Annotated in this window: 19 protein-coding genes and 2 pseudogenes; 3 read left to right on the top strand and 18 right to left on the bottom strand. The window is 37.8% G+C overall.

The genetic code is table 11. The features are described from left to right. Nucleotides 1–41: 41 nt before the first annotated feature. From QFZ73_RS28555 to QFZ73_RS28535, 5 genes are all read right to left on the bottom strand, one after another. Nucleotides 42–722, bottom strand: coding sequence for a DUF421 domain-containing protein (locus QFZ73_RS28555; protein WP_251437197.1), 681 nt, complete (start codon nucleotides 720–722; stop codon nucleotides 42–44). A gap of 342 nt (nucleotides 723–1,064) precedes the next feature. Beyond that, the gene (locus tag QFZ73_RS28550) at nucleotides 1,065–1,160 is read right to left on the bottom strand and encodes a hypothetical protein (RefSeq protein WP_251437199.1); all 96 of its coding nucleotides are present in this window, start codon (nucleotides 1,158–1,160) and stop codon (nucleotides 1,065–1,067) included. Beyond that, on the bottom strand, nucleotides 1,147–1,494 hold the full coding sequence (locus QFZ73_RS28545) for a YitT family protein (RefSeq protein WP_307274128.1): 348 nt from the start codon (nucleotides 1,492–1,494) through the stop codon (nucleotides 1,147–1,149). The genes QFZ73_RS28550 and QFZ73_RS28545 overlap by 14 nt, the downstream gene beginning before the upstream one ends. 317 nt (nucleotides 1,495–1,811) lie before the next feature. Then, complete coding sequence (locus QFZ73_RS28540) at nucleotides 1,812–1,970, bottom strand: hypothetical protein (RefSeq protein WP_251437203.1); 159 nt, start codon at nucleotides 1,968–1,970, stop codon at nucleotides 1,812–1,814. 595 nt (nucleotides 1,971–2,565) lie between these two features. Then, the gene (locus QFZ73_RS28535; protein ID WP_285847412.1) at nucleotides 2,566–2,697 is read right to left on the bottom strand and encodes a hypothetical protein; all 132 of its coding nucleotides are present in this window, start codon (nucleotides 2,695–2,697) and stop codon (nucleotides 2,566–2,568) included. A gap of 435 nt (nucleotides 2,698–3,132) precedes the next feature. Between QFZ73_RS28535 and QFZ73_RS28530 the strand changes: the two genes are divergently transcribed. Next, on the top strand, nucleotides 3,133–3,579 hold the full coding sequence (locus tag QFZ73_RS28530) for a hypothetical protein (RefSeq protein ID WP_251437207.1): 447 nt from the start codon (nucleotides 3,133–3,135) through the stop codon (nucleotides 3,577–3,579). Between the two features lie 22 nt (nucleotides 3,580–3,601). Continuing rightward, on the top strand, nucleotides 3,602–3,847 hold the full coding sequence (locus QFZ73_RS28525) for a hypothetical protein (protein WP_307274120.1): 246 nt from the start codon (nucleotides 3,602–3,604) through the stop codon (nucleotides 3,845–3,847). Between the two features lie 374 nt (nucleotides 3,848–4,221). On the opposite strand, the gene QFZ73_RS28520 is transcribed toward QFZ73_RS28525, so the two are convergent. Next, the gene (locus tag QFZ73_RS28520; protein WP_307274117.1) at nucleotides 4,222–4,401 is read right to left on the bottom strand and encodes a hypothetical protein; all 180 of its coding nucleotides are present in this window, start codon (nucleotides 4,399–4,401) and stop codon (nucleotides 4,222–4,224) included. Between the two features lie 42 nt (nucleotides 4,402–4,443). After that, nucleotides 4,444–4,665, bottom strand: a complete 222-nt coding sequence (locus QFZ73_RS28515) for a hypothetical protein (RefSeq protein WP_251437212.1) — start codon at nucleotides 4,663–4,665, stop codon at nucleotides 4,444–4,446. A gap of 59 nt (nucleotides 4,666–4,724) precedes the next feature. Here QFZ73_RS28515 and QFZ73_RS28510 point away from each other — a divergent pair. After that, nucleotides 4,725–4,829 (top strand): annotated as a pseudogene (locus QFZ73_RS28510) (IS6 family transposase); the annotation flags it as partial. Nucleotides 4,830–5,089: 260 nt separating this feature from the next. Here QFZ73_RS28510 and QFZ73_RS28505 read toward each other — a convergent pair. From QFZ73_RS28505 to QFZ73_RS28455, 11 genes and pseudogenes are all read right to left on the bottom strand, one after another. Next, nucleotides 5,090–5,884, bottom strand: coding sequence for an XdhC family protein (locus QFZ73_RS28505; protein ID WP_251437214.1), 795 nt, complete (start codon nucleotides 5,882–5,884; stop codon nucleotides 5,090–5,092). 26 nt (nucleotides 5,885–5,910) lie between these two features. Further along, nucleotides 5,911–6,777 carry an FAD binding domain-containing protein gene (locus QFZ73_RS28500; RefSeq protein WP_307274111.1) on the bottom strand — a complete coding sequence of 289 codons (867 nt, stop codon included), beginning with the start codon at nucleotides 6,775–6,777 and terminating at the stop codon, nucleotides 5,911–5,913. Next, nucleotides 6,771–7,238, bottom strand: a complete 468-nt coding sequence (locus tag QFZ73_RS28495; RefSeq protein WP_251437218.1) for a (2Fe-2S)-binding protein — start codon at nucleotides 7,236–7,238, stop codon at nucleotides 6,771–6,773. The genes QFZ73_RS28500 and QFZ73_RS28495 overlap by 7 nt, the downstream gene beginning before the upstream one ends. Then, nucleotides 7,235–9,394 (bottom strand): xanthine dehydrogenase family protein molybdopterin-binding subunit, encoded by a 2,160-nt coding sequence (locus tag QFZ73_RS28490; protein WP_307274106.1) that lies wholly within the window; start codon nucleotides 9,392–9,394, stop codon nucleotides 7,235–7,237. Before QFZ73_RS28490 ends, QFZ73_RS28495 begins: the two co-directional genes overlap by 4 nt. A gap of 135 nt (nucleotides 9,395–9,529) precedes the next feature. Next, nucleotides 9,530–10,129, bottom strand: a complete 600-nt coding sequence (locus tag QFZ73_RS28485; protein WP_307274103.1) for a nucleotidyltransferase family protein — start codon at nucleotides 10,127–10,129, stop codon at nucleotides 9,530–9,532. Nucleotides 10,130–10,720: 591 nt separating this feature from the next. After that, entirely contained in the window at nucleotides 10,721–10,912 is a 192-nt protein-coding gene (locus tag QFZ73_RS28480; RefSeq protein ID WP_307274100.1) for a hypothetical protein, read from the bottom strand. Between the two features lie 114 nt (nucleotides 10,913–11,026). Further along, nucleotides 11,027–11,734, bottom strand: coding sequence for a response regulator (locus QFZ73_RS28475; protein ID WP_307274097.1), 708 nt, complete (start codon nucleotides 11,732–11,734; stop codon nucleotides 11,027–11,029). Continuing rightward, complete coding sequence (gene dcuS / locus QFZ73_RS28470) at nucleotides 11,731–13,332, bottom strand: DcuS/MalK family sensor histidine kinase (protein ID WP_307274094.1); 1,602 nt, start codon at nucleotides 13,330–13,332, stop codon at nucleotides 11,731–11,733. Before dcuS ends, QFZ73_RS28475 begins: the two co-directional genes overlap by 4 nt. Before the next feature lie 381 nt (nucleotides 13,333–13,713). Further along, nucleotides 13,714–13,905, bottom strand: a complete 192-nt coding sequence (locus QFZ73_RS28465; protein WP_061463718.1) for a YolD-like family protein — start codon at nucleotides 13,903–13,905, stop codon at nucleotides 13,714–13,716. 435 nt (nucleotides 13,906–14,340) lie between these two features. Further along, a pseudogene (locus QFZ73_RS28460) lies at nucleotides 14,341–15,420 on the bottom strand (NAD(P)-dependent malic enzyme); the annotation flags it as partial. A gap of 109 nt (nucleotides 15,421–15,529) precedes the next feature. Further along, nucleotides 15,530–16,873: a 2-hydroxycarboxylate transporter family protein gene (locus QFZ73_RS28455; RefSeq protein ID WP_307274087.1), complete on the bottom strand. Its 1,344-nt coding sequence runs from the start codon at nucleotides 16,871–16,873 to the stop codon at nucleotides 15,530–15,532. Nucleotides 16,874–17,472: the final 599 nt, after the last annotated feature.

The raw sequence follows: 17,472 nt of genomic DNA, 5'->3' as shown, positions 1-17,472 counted from the left end.
GCAATTTTTTTCTCTTCCTATAGAAAATAGGTGTATGTAAATTACGCATTTTGATTATCATTACCGTTGTCAACGATTAAAGAATGATCTTTATCCGTGACGGCCGCATAAAAGATGTTATTGATTTGGTGAAATCCTTGATTTATCAATTCTTCCTGAAGCCATTTTTCATCCTTTAGGATTAATTTTAAATTTTTATGCTGGATTTTCCCTTCGACGACTACGGCAATCGGCAGTCCTTGATAGTCTGTTTCAATATTTAAGTGTCTAGGCGTTAAATTAACAACAGATTGGTTGGGTAATATACTAAGTTCTCCATTCGGTTCCAGAATCACATAATCGATATCTCGTATATTAGGATATCCTGCAGCTCGAATGGTTGATAATAACTCCACGAGAGAAAAGCGTGTTTTCCGTAAGTCTTTTTTGGATATTTTTCCATGTTTGATTAAAATGCTTGGATGGCCAATAAACATTCGATTTAACATGCGAAAAAGACTTAATTTGGAAAACAACAGATACATGAGGACAATGGTAATGATTCCTGCAATGGTCTGTCCAATTCCGTTGGCTTTGATAGGACTGACGGACAATGTTACAACAAACACAATGGCCGCAAGATCGGGCGGGGTCAACTGAGCCAGTACAGTCTTTCCCATACAGCGCATGGCCAAAATCACTAGACCAAAAAGCAGAATTAACTTCCCAATAAAAGTGAACATTTTCAACCTCATTTTTATTCTTCTTAATAAAAGACAAATACTATTCTGCCACAAAAACATGAAAATATACTTAGCAAGGTGGACAACTATACAATTGAAGAAAATCATACCTTCAAGCCGTTACCAAGCGCTTTATGAAATAAGTTATTTATTAAAATAGTAAAATCAACCGGTCGAAGGTCTAATGCAATGAAATCATTCAAACTTCTAGGTACTTCCTTAACTATTCGATGGGGCTAGCCATTAAAGATGTAATCATTCCAATTATACAAATAGTTAAGCCAGAAAAAAGGAAAGCTTTTAACTCAAACATTAACGCCGAGGTTACAATTAGACCATCTATCATGAAAATAATGACCCTGTATTTACGGACATAGCTTTCGATATAAATTGAGCTAACAAGTCGGTTCCTCCGGTACTTGCTTCATATCGAAGCATGATTCCTCCTCCTATTAACATACTCGGAAAAATAGAAAGAGAAAATTGGTTTGCTTAAAGGGGCTAGCCAATCAATGAACACAGAAGCAGCAATTAAACCAAGAAAGCTATTATAAAAAAATGTTCGTTCATGGATCCAGGCGAATATACACAGAGGGATGCTTAAAAGGAACATCGCTAAACCTGTTGGAAATTCAAAGTAATAATGGATGATGAGGGCAATGCCTGCAATCCCTCCATCTAATAAATGATGGGGAACTAAAAAGCCGTTTATTCCGATACCCAATAATAGACTACCTATAAGGATAGCCGTGATTTTCTGAATAATATACATCACCTTTTATCATGTGTTTAAGGCTAATATATGTACAAGCCTATGATTACAGAATGAGTCTAATTTGTAATTAGTTGAAAGCAAGCTTTTTAAAAAGAGGCGTGACAACGAGTTAGACTTTGTACCAATTCCCAAAGACCAGTAATGGAAAAAGCGATTACCAATATCAATACTCAGCATCTCCCCTTTTCTGTATCTGAATATTTACTTTAAAATTGGGGTATGTTATCCTTATATTAACATAAACTAAAAACACCCCCATGCTGGTAACATGAGGGTGACAACTAGCAAGAGTGGTTGGTCACAACTAATAACTCTTAATCAGAAGAATCAGAAGAAGAACCATTTCCATCTTGGAGGGCGGAGTGGTTCTTTTTCTTTTTCTTACTGAACGCAGATATGATGAGACTGGTTGCTACAGCAACTATAATGTCTTTACCAATATCTGTTACCATGTTCAATAGGAAATGTATCATGCGGTCACCTCCCTTCCCATCTATCATTTAGATGGCAAAGGTGAAACTGTGACCTCCCACTCTATCCTCAGTTGTTCCTCTATTTTATCATATTTTTCCCATTCTAGTAATTATATGCAGAAAAAGTCTAAAAAGTAATTTTCACTTAAAAAAAGAAGGCGTATTCGCCCTCTTCTACTAACTTAACTTAATTCCCTTTGTTTACAAGAGTACCTAATAGGTCAACAATATCTCCTAACCCCCATATCATTTTGTTCGTAAAATAGATGTTTTACGCAAAGATTAATATAATTTGCCACACTCTCTTCCTCTTCATAAATCTAGAGCTTATGTAAAAGATGGCTTCAATAAGGAAGTAACTCTAAAACAAAGGGAAACTAACTTATTTTTATAGAGATCACTTTTAATATTATATATTCTAACAAGGTGCATGGTCTTGAATATGCCCTTCTTTTTCGAGTGATAAATCGATAAAGAGAACTGATGTCGATATATCAGTTCTCTAGTGAAATTTTTTTTCTATATTCTTTATTTGTTACATGAGAAGAAATTTATAGTGGAATCAAAAAAGATCAGTCCCTACTGAACCTTCCCATTATTCTTTCATATCATTATTCTCTTGGTCATTCTTTTCTGAAATTCGTCTTTGTTTGGCTTTCGTCTCAGCATTCACATGGTTTGCATCATTTGGTTTATTTTTTTTAGAACCTCTTGCATCATTACTCATACTTATTTCACCTCCCACGGCAGCTTATATACGTATGTTAGCTTACTCTTGCCTCCAAATTTTATACGCTTCACCTGGATGTGGCACATCGCTAACTAGCAAAAAGGCATCCCGTACAGACCGCGGACAACATTATTTCAATCACACAAAAAGAGCAAACCCGTTTAGATTCCGCTCTTGTTATGATTCAAAAATATCCCCATCAAAACTCATATCCGTTATGTAAACTATCTCCTATAGGGGTAGCGTCATGGCGGTACCCCTTATGGTGACGATAAAATATTTTCGAGCAAACATATTGATGATACAGGTGTTAGGACTGCAATTAAACTGGGTCATGGTCAAGCTCTCGATCAAACATTTTATGATAAAAAACATGACATAACAGTGCATTTTAACAGGGTGTTAACGGATGATAAGGAGACAAAACTCTTATTGACCTATCAAAGTAAAGAAACAAATTTAAAAAAACCTTATATCGACCTTTTTGAGGGTGTAAGTTCAATCTACTTGATTGTTGGAGATGAACGAAAGAAGTTAGACAATGTGGGATGGGGAAGTAGTTATTACGATAGTAAAGAAAACAAGATGGCTGAAGCCTTATCCTTTGAATCAATCAAAAAATATGAAGGCCAAGACATTCGTTTAGAAATCGAAAATTTGACAATTTGGAATGACAGTGGAAGGGACAGTGTACAAACGACATGGCCACTCGATTTCAAGCTCGATAAATCTGCCGTCTCAGAAAGAGAAACTGTAGAAATAAATAAAGAATTCACTTTTGAAAAAGAAACATACAAGATTAAGCAGGTAGAGTTTTCAGCTATGGAAACAAGAGTTGTCGTTTCTACACCACCTGATACGGATCCTAACACTGGGTAAAGATGGAATCCAGGCCAGAGTGATGAGCAAATTGGAACATAAATTCCTTTATTCAAGGAAATCAGATAAAGAATACTGTTATCACGTCGATAATAAAAAATCTGGTGTATTTTTGAAATCAGCTGATGAAAAAGTTGTTCCAATATTTAGTAAAGGTGAAGTAGAGAGTGCAAAAGACGAATATATTATGATTTTTGCCCCGGTTAAGGATCGGCAGGACTGCATTCTTGAAGTTGGTAATGATATTAAAATACCATTAACTAAATAGGCACTTAAAAAGGATCTTCCAGTCGAAGATCCTTTTTAATGCCGATAACATTAGATTATGCAAACAACCAAGACGCCCATCAGGACGGCTTGTTTTGCTTAGCGTATAATATACACGTTTTGTCGGGTGAGACCCCATATAAAGAGTACTCCCGGGGTATCAACGCTAAATACGTCAAAGAACGTTCATTACAATTAAGAGAACAGTACCAACGACGATCCAGATAAGTACTGTCAGGCCTTTGATTAGGGTGTTCTCCCTGTTCTTTATGTGTTCTCTTTTCGAGAACGCCCTAAAATCAAAGGCTTCAACCAACTCAATACAAAAAGCACCTTAAGTTAAATTAAAAAACACCCAATTTAATGGATGCGCTCTTAATTCTTATTAACCCCTGGTCTAATACCTAAATCAAATACTGGCTCACTACTTACAACACCTGGGTCTTTCATGTACCCGCCTACTTTATTGCCCAAATCTGTAACTGGCTCACTACCAACTACACCTGGATCAGCTGTATATCCGCCAACTCTGTTACCCTTCTTGACTTTTCTCATAATACCCCTCCTTTTACCTATTCATCACTGAATTACATTGTTTTATAATTCCATAATCTTTCCGGACAAATATACTCCTGAATTATCATCGACTTTTTGCATTTCGCATTCTTTTAGTCTAATGTACAATTCACTTTGAAGCCACTTCGCCTTATCAATAATCGCTTTATCTTCATGTTCATTTCTAGTACTTATGAAGATTGAAAAAATATCGGTATTTCCACTTACCTCTTTTAGTCTATTTAATAATTGACTACTATCCATTTCATCAACTCCCGGAATGACTTCTTCTGTCATTCTCTAACAAGACAAACAAAACCAAAGTAGAAGCGATGCATATCATTAAAAAAGGACAACTTACTTTACAGGACAAGTCTGTCCAAAATCAAGTGAAGTTCATTCATCAACTATTTGGAATGGCAACATAAGAGCTGATTCCATAGGAATCTATATACCTCTTTCCAATGGACGTAATCTTTGCACCAGAACCAATATTCCTACCATATTAATGAATTAATCAAAACGACAAAAAGCCCACTCTGAAGAGCAAGGGCCTGCTTCTAGCTTTTATCAAAGAAAAAAGGTCAGTCCCACTGAGTTAATACTTTAACACAGCGGGGACTGACCCCATTGTCTATTAGACATTTTGATTTTAGCTTTATCTGCCTCAGGTGTTATACCTTTCTACTTATCTATTTAATTGTTTAACTTTTACAGGCTTTTTTTCCTTGCTTACTTTGATGATTTGTCCGATAATACTGATAGCAATTTCTTCTGATGTTTCCGAGCCAATTTCCAATCCGATTGGAGAATGGACCTGCTCCAACTGTTCTTGCGTGACCCCTTCACTTTTTAACTTTTCAAATATGCTTATGACCTTGCGTTTACTGGCGACCATCCCAACATATGCAATCGGAAATTGCAGTGCCGTTTTTAATACAATATCATCACAATCTTTTGTAACAATTACAACATATGACTTTTCATTTAGATTGGCTGCGAGCAAAGCCTTTCCAATATCCTCGTTCACAAAAAGGTTTGTCGCATTAGGAAAGCGTTCCTTCGTACAATAACCAACGCGATCATCGACAATGCAATAAGGATATTCGAGGAAATCAGCGAGCTTTGCCAACGCATAGCCTAAATGACCGGCCCCAGCCAGAATGAGTTCAGGCCTGCTTGTATAGACTTCAATAAAGACCCGTAACGTGCCACCACAATTCATCTGAATTCCGTCTTTTGCATGTTTATTCAATTTATATTCAACGATTTTCGATTGGCCATTTTGGATCGCCTTTACACTATCTTCGATCACATAATGTTCAGCCAAGCCCCCTCCGACAGTCCCTTCAATGGTACCATCCCGGTAGACAATCATTTTTCCAACATGCCTGGGAGTCGAGCCCTTTGATTCAATAATCATGGCTAAAGCAAAGGTTTCGTTTTGACGCGTCAGCATGGCCACCTTTTCCGTCAGCAGCATGAAAAACTCCCCCCTATTTTTAAACATTAATTCGGTTGATATTGCTTCATGCTAAGAAAATAACGTAAAAGATGTAACGCAACGGTTTTTCTGTAAGCCGCAGTGGAGCGTTGATCGTCGATTGGTCTAATGATCTTATCGAAGGCTGCCACAATCGCAGCGATGTCTGCATCGGCTAATGGTATCGTTTTTCCAACCAGCTTTTTCTCAATATCAATGGAACGAACCATCGTAGGTCCGACCGCCCCGAAGGCAAATCGAATGTCATCGATTCGATCTTTGCTTATCCGGACGAAACCCGCAAACGATACTTTGGCAATAGCATCTGCGTTGCGGTTGCCGACTTTCTCGAAAACGACATGTGAATCTTCTAATACGAACGGCAGAATAATCTCCGTTACTATTTCATTGTGAAAGCGTTTAACCCGTCGTGGACCTTGAATAAAATCGCTAATCGAAACCATGCGATCACCATTTACGGAGCGCAACAGAAGCTTTGCATTGTATACATATAATAAAGGAAGCATGTCACCGGCTGGAGAGGCGTTGCAAATATTACCGCCTAATGTTCCCCGGTTTCTAATTGCCGGGGCAGCAATTGTTTTAATTGCATTCTTTAAAGCAAAAGGAATCAACGGATTTTCAAGTAATTCACTATAGGTACAGCAGGCCCCAATGTGGAGATCCTTGTGATGTTGATACACCTGCTTTAATTCGGAAAGATGATTAATAAAAACAATCGGTTTAGGGATTTTCGGAGGTACTCCCCTTCTACTTTTGTGAAGAACCATAACATCGGTGCCTCCGGCTATGATTGCACAATCTTCTCTATTCAATTGGCTCAACGTTTCGTCTAAACGCTCGAAGCGATACGCTGTTATTTTCTCTACCATAAGCCATCACCTTTTTTAGCTGCTAGGTTAATCGCCTCAACAATCATATTGTAGCCCGTACATCGGCATAGATTTCCAGAGATGCCTTCACGAATTTCAGCCTCTGAAGGATGAGGATTTTTAGATAACAAAGCTGCACTTGCCATAATCATCCCCGGAATGCAATAGCCGCATTGCACTCCCCCGGCGATGGAATAGCTCTCATCTAAAATTTTAAATTGTTCCGTTTCAATGATGCCTTCGATCGTTTGAATATCGGCACCAGCAATCGAGCCAATTGGAATAAGGCAGCTGTTTTGCAGGAGGTTATTCACAAAAACACTGCAGGCTCCGCACTCCCCTTCACCACAGCCTTCCTTTGTTCCGATTAACTCAAACTCATCTCTTAATAAATCTAGTAATCTTGCTGTAGCAGGGGCCTCAGTTTCTACCGTTCTTCCATTTAGTGTGAATTTAATCAACCCTCTTCACCTTCTTTCATCCAAAGACTTTCAATAATGACTTCCGGTGTAATCGGAATTTGCTGAAAAGAAGTTTGCAGGGCATCCTCGATCGCAGCTTGAACTGCTGGAGCGCCTCCGATTAAAGTCAATTCACCTGCGCCCTTCGCCCCGTATGGACCATCAGCATAGGGGTTATCAAAGACCTTGCTTTCAATTGAAACAACATCCAATGAAGTCGGCGGTCCATAATCCGATATGCTTTTTTGTTGGATTCTACCTTGCTTTGACGTCATCTTTTCTAGATAACCGTATGCTAGCCCTTGAGCCAAACCACCGTCAATTTGGCCTTTCATAATCCGTTCATCGATGACCTTCCCAACTTCATAATTGCCGTATACTTTTTCTAACTTTATATTTCCTGTTAACGTATCAACTTCTACTTCAACGATATTAACGCCCCATGAATAAGCCGGGTAGGCATCTCCAGTGAAGGTTTTCTCGTCCCAAGGAATCATTTCACGGTGAACATAGTGCTCAACTACTTCCTGTTCCACCCCTGTTTGCCACTGATCCTTAAGTTTTTTTGCGGCCCGTTCAAGCAATTTTCCGACAATCATCGTCGTCCTGGAAGCTACGGTCGGACCCGAGTCGGGAACCTCTTTTGTGTCGGGATAAGGGTACAAAATATCTTCGAACGGGAGATTAAGTTCTTTGGCGACAATTTTACACAACGTCGTCAAAATACCTTGTCCCATATCAGAGTTTGAGATTTTTAGTGATACCTGGTCGTCCTTTGATTTAACCAGCTTCACCGTTGCTTTAATATGATCTCTTTCGCCACTGCCTGTAAATCCACAGCCGTGGAGGAAAAGCGAAGTTCCTATGCCTTTTTTATAGCGGTGATTTTGTTGATTTAAGCGCTGAAAGTCTTCTTTTTTCTTTTTGTATTCTGACACGTTGAGTACATCCTCAATCATTTCTTCCACTAATATCGGGTCGCGGAATTTACCTTTGGTGATGGTGGGGTCTCCTTGTTTGACGAGGTATTTTCGTTTATATTCAAGCGGGTCGATTTTTGCCAGTTTACTAAGATGTCCAATATGACTTTCGATTCCGGCAAAGCTTTGTGGAGCACCAAAGCCTCTGAAGGCGCCGTTCGGAACGGTATTGGTTTTTAAGACATAGCCTTTTGCATGAAAATGCGGAATTTTATAAACACCGGCACTGTTTATTAATGCGCGCTGCAGCACGACAGAGCTCAATCCCACATTTGCCCCTCCATCGAGAAAGATGTCAACACACATGCTCAAAATATTTCCTTCCTTATCAAGGGCCGTTCGATATTTGAGTTTGGCCGGATGTCTTTTCGTCGTAACCAGCATATCCTCAGAACGGTCGAACACGAGCATTACCGATTTTTTGACTGCTCTTGCGGCAACGGCTACGTGACAAGCCATCATCGAAGGATAATCTTCTTTGCCGCCAAAACCTCCGCCGGTAGGACTTTGAACAACTCTGACTTCATCGTCACCACAGGCTAATGCGCTTAGCAATGCATTTTTTATATAATAAAGACATTGCATCGATCCCTGGACGACAATTTCATCATCCTTATAAACGGCGAGCATTCCTTGCGGCTCAAGGTAGACATGCTCCTGATAACCCGTATCATATTCTTCTTCGATGATTTGATGGGCTCCCTGCTCGATAACTGAAATGTTCTCTAAGCTTTCCCCAAATTCATAGCTTGCCAAAACTAAGGATACTGATTTTTGCTTGATCGCTTCGTCCAATGTATAGATAGCCTGATGTTCTTCAAATTCAACCTTCACTTCATTTAACAAACTGTACAGGATATCCAGGTCTTTGCCCGTGAGCATGAGAATCGGCTCACCAATATAATTGACCCACTCATTGGCAAAAATGGGCTGATCTTCTTTGATAATTTTGACATAATTCGGTCCGGGGATATGCTCTGCTCCAACAGCTTCATACCCTTCCGGAAGGTTAGGTAATTGAATGGATATGATTTTTCCATAAGCAATTGGCGATCGATACAAAACACCATAAACCATATTTTCCACTTTCACGTCACTAATATAGGGCAACTGGCCCGATACTTTACCTTTATGGTCCTTTTTGGGCACTGAGGTGCTTATATCTTTGAGATTCATTGCAACAACACCCTTCGACTCATTTTTTTAAAGGGACATATTCTGAATAGAAACCTCTTCCTACGATTTTATCAATGAGAATGATCTTTTATGATTCATTTCTATTCAAGATTTTCGTAGTTTTTAATTATATTTTTACTTCGAGAAATTTAAAGCTTTATCATTATCAATGGCTTTTTGGTAATCCTCCGGTGTATCAACATCCATTAATACTCCCGCATCATCTACATCCATGTATTGCTTTTCGTAACCGCCCAGGACCACACGCAAATTACTTTCTGGATTGGTTTCGAGAATTTTCCGTTTCACTTCGCTTGATAATTTAATGGGATGGCCGCCTTTATAGTCAAAGCTGGGAATAACCACGTTTCCTTTGTGTTTTGCTAGTAGCTGAACAGTCTCTTTTTTAACAAGCGGACAATCTCCGGGTGTTATAAAGAAGTTTGGGGCATTTACTTCGTTGCAGCCCTTTTGAATGGAATGAAACATTCCCTGGTTAAAGTTTTCATTATAAACAAACTTGATCTGAAATGAATAGGCATTTTTACTGATGATTTTGGCAATTTCCTCTTGGATGATTTCCGCTTGAAACCCAGCTACGACGATGACCCTGCTGCATAATCCTTCAAATTTAGAGATCGTTTGCTCCAACACGCTCATTTGCCCCATCGGCAAAGTCATTTTAAATGCATTCGCTCGGCTGGAATATCCAGCAGCTAGGACGATTGCTTCCATGTTTGTCACCTTCTACCTATCATTTTTCTTAATTCTCACAATAAAAGCACAAGCGGAGTATGGATTTGCTGTATGGACTATTAAGAGATCATTGATTGTTTATGCTTTGAATTTTAATTAAAGAATCTGGATAGTGTTTTTTCTTTATATGCGTAAAAGCCTCATTATATTACTTATTAACCAACTTGATACTATTTTTAAATTATCAAAAGATATAAAAGGACAATACATAGTCCCTATTTTAAGAGAAAGAGTGTCAAGTATTGACCAAGGTTTAATCGAAGAAGCTAAAATTATTGAATTATCAGAGAACGATAAATTTTTTAGAATATAAAGAAGCCTTTGCTCAACTGAAGCAAAGGCTCTTTTTGACGAGTTTCTTCTATTTATATTTAGTTAAACCATAGAACAAAAAGGGATAGAAGCCTATAGGCTCTATCCTTTTTTGTAGGTGGAAATAATAGTTATTGACTGTAAATAATCAGTATTATGTAAACTATAGCGATGATCATCTCTATCTCTTAAATGAAGGACGTTATTATTTTCCGGATTTAATACTTATAATAGATTCTAAGGCTGAAAAGCACTTCTTCAAGAAAGCTTTTTACGGTCTAAACCTCGCGTTGCGGGTGGTTCATTAGCGGTAATTGTTGCGTTTGTCGGTTTGATTATTCCGTATTTAGCTAAATCACTTGTCGGGAATGGTTTTGTTGGCAAGTGCTTTGAAGCGAGTAATAAAGGTGATAATACAAAACCACTATATCTCTTGATGAAATTGATCAAGTTAATCGTAACCCCTGATCCCCGTATATTAAATGAGTCCGTTTGGTACCCTGATACATCAATAAAAATATCACTAATTTTAACTTAAATAAGTAAGCGGCCAATATTGACCGCTTAAAGAAATTTTTTAATTATATTTTCTTTTGCATTATTAAACTTATATTGGTAAATTGGTCTCCCAATAGTTCCATAATGAACTTGAACATAAAGAGCATCTATATCGCTCAAAAATTTTAAGTATTTTCTTACCGATACTCTTGAGATGCCAACACGGCCTGCGATATCTTCAGTTGAAAACGGAGACCCACCCATGCTTTGTGCTGTTTCCCATATTATTTGTAACGTACCTTGTGTCAATCCTTTCGGCAGTTCTTCTACCATTGCTCTTGGTTTCTTGTGAAGGATTTGCTTGTCTAACTCCTTCTGACTTAATACATGCTGATTTTTCATAAACATGAATTTCTCTCGATAGGCTGATAAAGCTTCATTAAATCGGTCAAATTCAAAGGGCTTAATCAAGTAATCAACTGCTCCGTACCGCAGTGCTGTTTGAATCCTATTCATATCCGAAGCAGCTGTAATAAAAATTACATCTACTTTCTTCCCTGTTTCCCGAATATGCAACAACAAATCCAATCCAGTCATCCCAGGTATAAAGATATCTAGTAAAATTAAATCGACTGTCTGTTTCTCCAATATATTTAAAGCTGCATTTACAGAAGAAACAACAGACAATAGCTGAAATCCTTCTACTTGCTCCAGATAGCGTTTGTTAAACTCCGCTACCATCAGATCGTCCTCTACGATGAGCACACGTATCATTCTGTATCACCCTTGCAATCATATGGTATATAAACAACAAATCTCGTTCCTTGAGATGGCTTTGAGGAGATTTCTATTTCTCCACCAAGCCTTTCCAGGCTTTGACTGACTAAAAAGAGTCCTAATCCCCTTTCTTCTCCCTTAGTAGAAAACCCTCTTTCAAACATATAATCTTGCGTTTCCTTTTCTATCCCGACTCCGGTGTCCTTTACTTCAATTGTTAAGATATCATCTCCGTAATCGAAATGCACTTCTATTTGCTTACAAGGACCGCTAGATAGTGCTTCTAGAGCATTGTCGATTAAATTCCCCAATATTGTAATTAGCTCGTGAGACATATAAGAATGAAGCGGCTCAGGCACTTGACGTTCGCTCGATATATGTAACTCCGCATCGGCTTCACGCGCATAACTTAATTTTCCTATCAGAAATCCTGCCAGTACAGGATCTTTAATATTTCTGGATATAGCATCAATTTCATTGTTTCGATGATTTACCAATTCCTTTATATAATTTGTCATTTGATCATGATAACCCATATGTGACATTCCTAAAATAACATGCAGTTTATTCATAAACTCATGAGATTGAGCACGGAGTGCCTCTGCATACGAACGTACCCCAGTCAATTGTTCAGCCAGCTGTTGAATTTCTGTTTTATCACGAAATGTCGAAACTGCTCCCACTATATTGTCATTTAAAAAAACCGGCACACGGTTTACAACCAAGGTAATACCGTTTAAAACCATCTCTTCGTCTAACTCTGTTTTCCCAGTCTCCAATATCCAGCCCAGTCTTGAGTTCGACAAGTACTCTTCCAGTTTCATTCCCAACGGGTCTTGAGTTAACCCTGCCTTATGGAATAGACGTAAAGCCGTTTTGTTTACCAGTGTAATCCGGGACTCCTGGTCAACAGCTATAATTCCCTCCCTTACTGATTGCAAGATAGCATCTCGCTCTTGAAATAACTTAGCTATAGCAAAGGGCTCCAGTCCAAAAAGAATTCTCCTGACATACCTTGCCAATAGTACAGCACCTAAAATACCCGCTGCTATTCCAAATAAGGTTCCCGTATAGATATTTTTTCGACCTTGACTTACTGCTTTTTGAACGTCATTTAAAGAAATACCTACCGCTACTACGCCTAACTGCTTACCCTTGCGGTCAAAAATTGGTGTTAGGGAACGAAGCGATGTCCCTAAAGTACCTTTTGAAACAGAAATAAGATCTTTTCCCTGTAAGGCAATCGCCTCATCCCCGCCGACGAATTGCTTTCCTATCTTGGCAGGATCGGGATGCGACTTACGAATTTTATTCATATCCATCACTACAATAAATTGTACATTAGTAAGACGACGGGTTTCCTCTGCAAACTCTTGGATAGAACTTTCCTTTTCTTGTTTACCTAAAGTTTCCGTTACAAGTTGTGAATGTGCTACCATACGCGCCACATTGGTTGCTTTTTCTTCCTGATCCTTTTCTATGCTCGCCGCTATAGTTCTACTGATTAGTAAATCAGTCACGAGCAAAGAAAGAGCTACGACACTACAAACCAATATCGTAATAGTCGCTTGTAGGCTCCATTTTCTTCCTTTCATAATTTCTCTCCCCCAAACTCTCTTGGAACCCTAAATTTTATAACACTGTATCCTTTCTTAGCTATCATTTACTAGTATTTACATAATCCTGAAGAAAATTTTTTTATTTACCATACCTAAGTGGCCTTTAGCTCCAATCATACTAGTATACTCACCAGCAAAATAATAAAAGTTTTAAAAGCTAAAGATTTATAAGTCCTATGACTAAGTAAAAAATAAAAAGAGCCGAATCATCTGCATACGGCAGATGATTTGCCTCTTTTTACTTTAAATCGACTTTTTCATTTCCCTCTTAACCATTTAGGGATTATTGAGTTGATTGTTTAGTTAATCATTCTAAAAAAATCATTTTATTTCTACGCATTAAAATTTGCAACAGAATTAAAGCGATTCATGAATTTCCTTAATACCGGATAAACGAATGGTCAAAACCTTTTGCTGTTCAACTTTTAAAGAAAGGGTTTGTTGATGTAGATCAAGGTTACAAATACGGCCCTTGCATATTTGTAACGATTCATTCTGATAATAGGTAATGGTCATTAAGCAATTTTTTGATAATTCTTTTAAGAACATCTACTTCTCTCCTTTCTTACTAGTGGTTTTTATGAAAAAATACACTTAAAATAATTGGCTAGTTATAAAAAATGACGGGAAGGGTCCGCTTTATGGTTTGAATTAATGACTTTTTACTTTATACATCAGAAATTAGTGAACGCTTACATCGATATTTGAACAACTTCTATTTAAACAAATTTTGCTGGACATACTAACTTCACATCCTTTTTAGACTAATGGAATTCGAATGTCCAAGTTAAAAAAAACTGTATGTCGGCTCACAACATGGTGATATAGGCTTTACTGCACAATTAAAGCATTTGATGAGTTTTCTTTTTAGTCGAGCTAGATTTATACAAAAACAGATTGTTTTTCGTCTGCTAATGCTAATTGGCGCTATTTGATTTCTTCTGCATTGACATATTTTATAAAAAAACAGGTTTCCATTGAGCGGTCAAACGGATCTGGAATCACATAATCCGCGTAAAGGTCTTCATCTGAAATCAATCCAGCAATTGCATAAACGGCAGAAGTTTCATTTCCTAATGGATTACTTTCGAAGGAACGTCTAAAGCACCACGGAAAATGCCAAGGAATGCGCAGACGTTATTTACCTGATTTGGGAAATCAGAGCGTCCGGTTCCTACTACGAGTACTCCCGCGTTTTTTGCCTCTGAAGGCAAAATCTCCGGAACGGGATTGGCCATGGAAAAAATAATTGGATCCTCATAGAACACACCACTTCTTTCGTAAAAACACCTGGAGCTGATATATCAGCTCCAACAAGAGCATCTGATAATTTAACATATTTTTGTGCTTTATTTGTAATGCGAGTCATTTCTTCTTTGAAAGTATTCATGCCGATTGTACGGTCTTCATATATGATTCCTTTTGTATCACATAAAATAACATCTTTTACACCCATATGAAGAACAGCTTGATAATCGCCACGCTTGCGGCACCAGCACCGTTGACGGCAACACGAATATCTTCTATTTTTTTGTTCGACAGTTTTAGAGCATTTATTACCCGGCAGCAGTGCAATGGCCGTACCACGTTGGTCATCATGAAAAATAGAAATATCGCAAGTTTTTTGTAAACGGCCTTCAATTTAAAAAATTGAGGTGCTGCGATGTCTTCTAAATTCACTCCACCAAGTTGACTCTAACAATTGACAACCTCTACAATTTCATCCGGATCTATTGTACCTAAGCAATTAGGAAATGCATCCATAACGGCAAATGATTTATAAATAACAATGCCTTTCCTTCCATGACTGGCAGGGTAGCTTTCGGACCGATATTTCTAAGACCCGTTTACAGCTTTTCTGTCTGTGACAACAGCAATGGGATTCCCTTTTATGGTTTAATCATATACTTTGCTCTCGTCCTCGTGAATGTCTAAGCAAGGCCACACCTGGGAATAAGCAAGACATAAATCGTTTGCATCACGTACCTAAACCTTAGAATGGACACCGAGTTTTCCTTAATTCCCCTTATGCATCATTAATGCTTTATCACGTAAGGTTGACATAGTATCTCTCCCTTTTGTGAATAATAGAGTTATTTTAACTAGATATGTCGGCGCATTTGACTTAAACAGCTTAGTTTATCATCCGTTTACACTAGTTTTAATATAGTTTTTAACTTAATAATTTCATTAAGAGTGTTGCTAATATAACAGTGGCAGCACCGCCAAGTCTTGTTGAAACTTGCGCAAACGGCATTAATGACATACGGTTAGAGGCTGATAAAATGGCTACATCGCCTGTTCCTCCTAAACCGCTGTGACAGCCTGTTACAATCGCTGAATCAACTGGATACATATTCATAAATTTCCCAACAATATACCCGGTCCCTACCATCGTTATAACAACTACAGAACAAACTACAACATAGGCAGGAGTTATAATTTTGACTACATCTTCTAATGGGATGTAGAGCATACCTAATCCAACCATGAGTGGCCATGTTAAACTTGTAGAAATAAATTTGTATAAATGATAGGCGCCTTGTTCCATTTTTGCAGGCATCAATTTCAAACATTTGACAAGTGTTGCAGCTACAATCATTAGTACAGGACCTGGAATGCCAAGAAATTTATGCGCTAGGCTACCGAAGATGAAGAAACCGCAGGCAATCAATAATCCGGCACCCATTAGTGAAAAATCGACAGGTTTATTAATATTTGTTTCTTGTGTAATCCCGTCGCCACCTTTCGTTTTCACTAGTACACCATTACCAGTAAGCTCCGGTTTTTTCTCCCCTAAACGTTTCATTAAACCGGCACAAATAATCGCTACGATATTTCCGATTACAGCTGCCGGAATCATTTGGGATACAAATGTTTCAGCAGATGCACCTAAAATTTGAGAGTATGCCAGGGAAAGCGGTAAGATTCCTTCTCCAATTCCTCCACCAATAATGGGTACGACAATATAGAAGAATGTATGTTTCATATCATATCCAAACAATGAACCTACTAAAACTCCCGCTACGACAGAAGCCAGCGTTCCTACGACGAGTGGAACAAACATACGTGTAAATCCTTGTAATAATACTTGACGGTTCATACCAAGAATACTGCCTGCAACTAAACAAGAAATATAAAGGTAAAGGAAGTTAGATGTTTTCATCAAAGTTGTTACCGCTTCCATTGAAGCCGGATTAACCAAATTATAAAATACCATAATAGACGGTATTAAGAGCGCTAAAATCGCTGGGCCACCAATATCTTTCACTATAGGAATTTTCAATCCTATATCTCCAAGTAAAATTCCCATAACCATGATAACGGCAAAACCACCAATCATATCAGGCGGAAGCTGATTATATACTGATGCACCATAAATAACAAGTGTTAAGGCTATATACAGAGGTAGCGGAATAACTCCTACTTTCAACTCTTTAAGTTTTGACAAAAAGCTTTGGTTATCACCTTTTTCTTCTATATAAGAAAGCGGTTTCAATTTTTTTGCGGGTTCCATATTATGACCTCCTATTATTTAATATATTAAATTTAAGTGATTTTCAAAAAACTTTATAGCTTATGTAACTTTTGTAAGAGTTTTTTAATTAAAAAAAGTAAGAAGCCATTCTATTAAATAAAAGACAGGTAAATATGGTCGTTCCATGAATGAGAATCCGTCAGAACCTTTTACAATACCATCATGGAGCAAATACATCATCAAGTTCAGCCTTTATTAATAAAGCAAAAACTAAATACGCTGTAATCAGCGTGAAAAAAAATGGATACAGGCACCTGCTTCTACTGTTGTAAACGATTAAATTCAGTAAAAGCTAAAACATATAGTAGAGATAAATCAAGAAACATTATTTTTACTTCTACAGGTAAGAAAACTACTGTAAAGACGATGAAATAAATGGTACAAGGAATTATTGATTGCTTTTAAGAAAAAGTGCTATCGTTGAAATTGATGGCCGGGTAAAGAACTTTAAAAGCGATACTACAATTAAAAGAAGTGGCTGCTGCTAAAGAGGAAATAGAAGCAATTAAAGCAGAAAAAAAAGGCTTCCTTTCTCGACTTTTCGGAAAGTGAGAAAGAAAGCCCTAAGCTCTTTTTAT

Origin of the sequence: Peribacillus sp. V2I11, assembly GCF_030817135.1 — a bacterium.
GTDB classification, from domain to species: Bacteria; Bacillota; Bacilli; order Bacillales; family DSM-1321; genus Peribacillus; species Peribacillus simplex.
Note: the sequence above shows the minus strand (reverse complement) of the source record. Positions and strands in the feature narration are given on the sequence as shown.

What these genes read in the sequence shown, in the direction of transcription:
- QFZ73_RS28555 (WP_251437197.1), bottom strand. Translation starts at nt 722, where the DNA reads ATGTTCACTTTTATTGGGAAGTTAATTCTGCTTTTTGGTCTAGTGATT.
- QFZ73_RS28550 (WP_251437199.1), bottom strand. Translation starts at nt 1,160, where the DNA reads ATGCTTCGATATGAAGCAAGTACCGGAGGAACCGACTTGTTAGCTCAA.
- QFZ73_RS28545 (WP_307274128.1), bottom strand. Translation starts at nt 1,494, where the DNA reads ATGTATATTATTCAGAAAATCACGGCTATCCTTATAGGTAGTCTATTA.
- QFZ73_RS28540 (WP_251437203.1), bottom strand. Translation starts at nt 1,970, where the DNA reads ATGATACATTTCCTATTGAACATGGTAACAGATATTGGTAAAGACATT.
- QFZ73_RS28535 (WP_285847412.1), bottom strand. Translation starts at nt 2,697, where the DNA reads ATGAGTAATGATGCAAGAGGTTCTAAAAAAAATAAACCAAATGATGCA.
- QFZ73_RS28525 (WP_307274120.1), top strand. Translation starts at nt 3,602, where the DNA reads ATGAGCAAATTGGAACATAAATTCCTTTATTCAAGGAAATCAGATAAA.
- QFZ73_RS28520 (WP_307274117.1), bottom strand. Translation starts at nt 4,401, where the DNA reads ATGAGAAAAGTCAAGAAGGGTAACAGAGTTGGCGGATATACAGCTGAT.
- QFZ73_RS28515 (WP_251437212.1), bottom strand. Translation starts at nt 4,665, where the DNA reads ATGGATAGTAGTCAATTATTAAATAGACTAAAAGAGGTAAGTGGAAAT.
- QFZ73_RS28505 (WP_251437214.1), bottom strand. Translation starts at nt 5,884, where the DNA reads ATGCTGCTGACGGAAAAGGTGGCCATGCTGACGCGTCAAAACGAAACC.
- QFZ73_RS28500 (WP_307274111.1), bottom strand. Translation starts at nt 6,777, where the DNA reads ATGGTAGAGAAAATAACAGCGTATCGCTTCGAGCGTTTAGACGAAACG.
- QFZ73_RS28490 (WP_307274106.1), bottom strand. Translation starts at nt 9,394, where the DNA reads ATGAATCTCAAAGATATAAGCACCTCAGTGCCCAAAAAGGACCATAAA.
- QFZ73_RS28485 (WP_307274103.1), bottom strand. Translation starts at nt 10,129, where the DNA reads ATGGAAGCAATCGTCCTAGCTGCTGGATATTCCAGCCGAGCGAATGCA.
- QFZ73_RS28475 (WP_307274097.1), bottom strand. Translation starts at nt 11,734, where the DNA reads ATGATACGTGTGCTCATCGTAGAGGACGATCTGATGGTAGCGGAGTTT.
- dcuS (WP_307274094.1), bottom strand. Translation starts at nt 13,332, where the DNA reads ATGAAAGGAAGAAAATGGAGCCTACAAGCGACTATTACGATATTGGTT.
- QFZ73_RS28465 (WP_061463718.1), bottom strand. Translation starts at nt 13,905, where the DNA reads ATGTTCTTAAAAGAATTATCAAAAAATTGCTTAATGACCATTACCTAT.
- QFZ73_RS28455 (WP_307274087.1), bottom strand. Translation starts at nt 16,873, where the DNA reads ATGGAACCCGCAAAAAAATTGAAACCGCTTTCTTATATAGAAGAAAAA.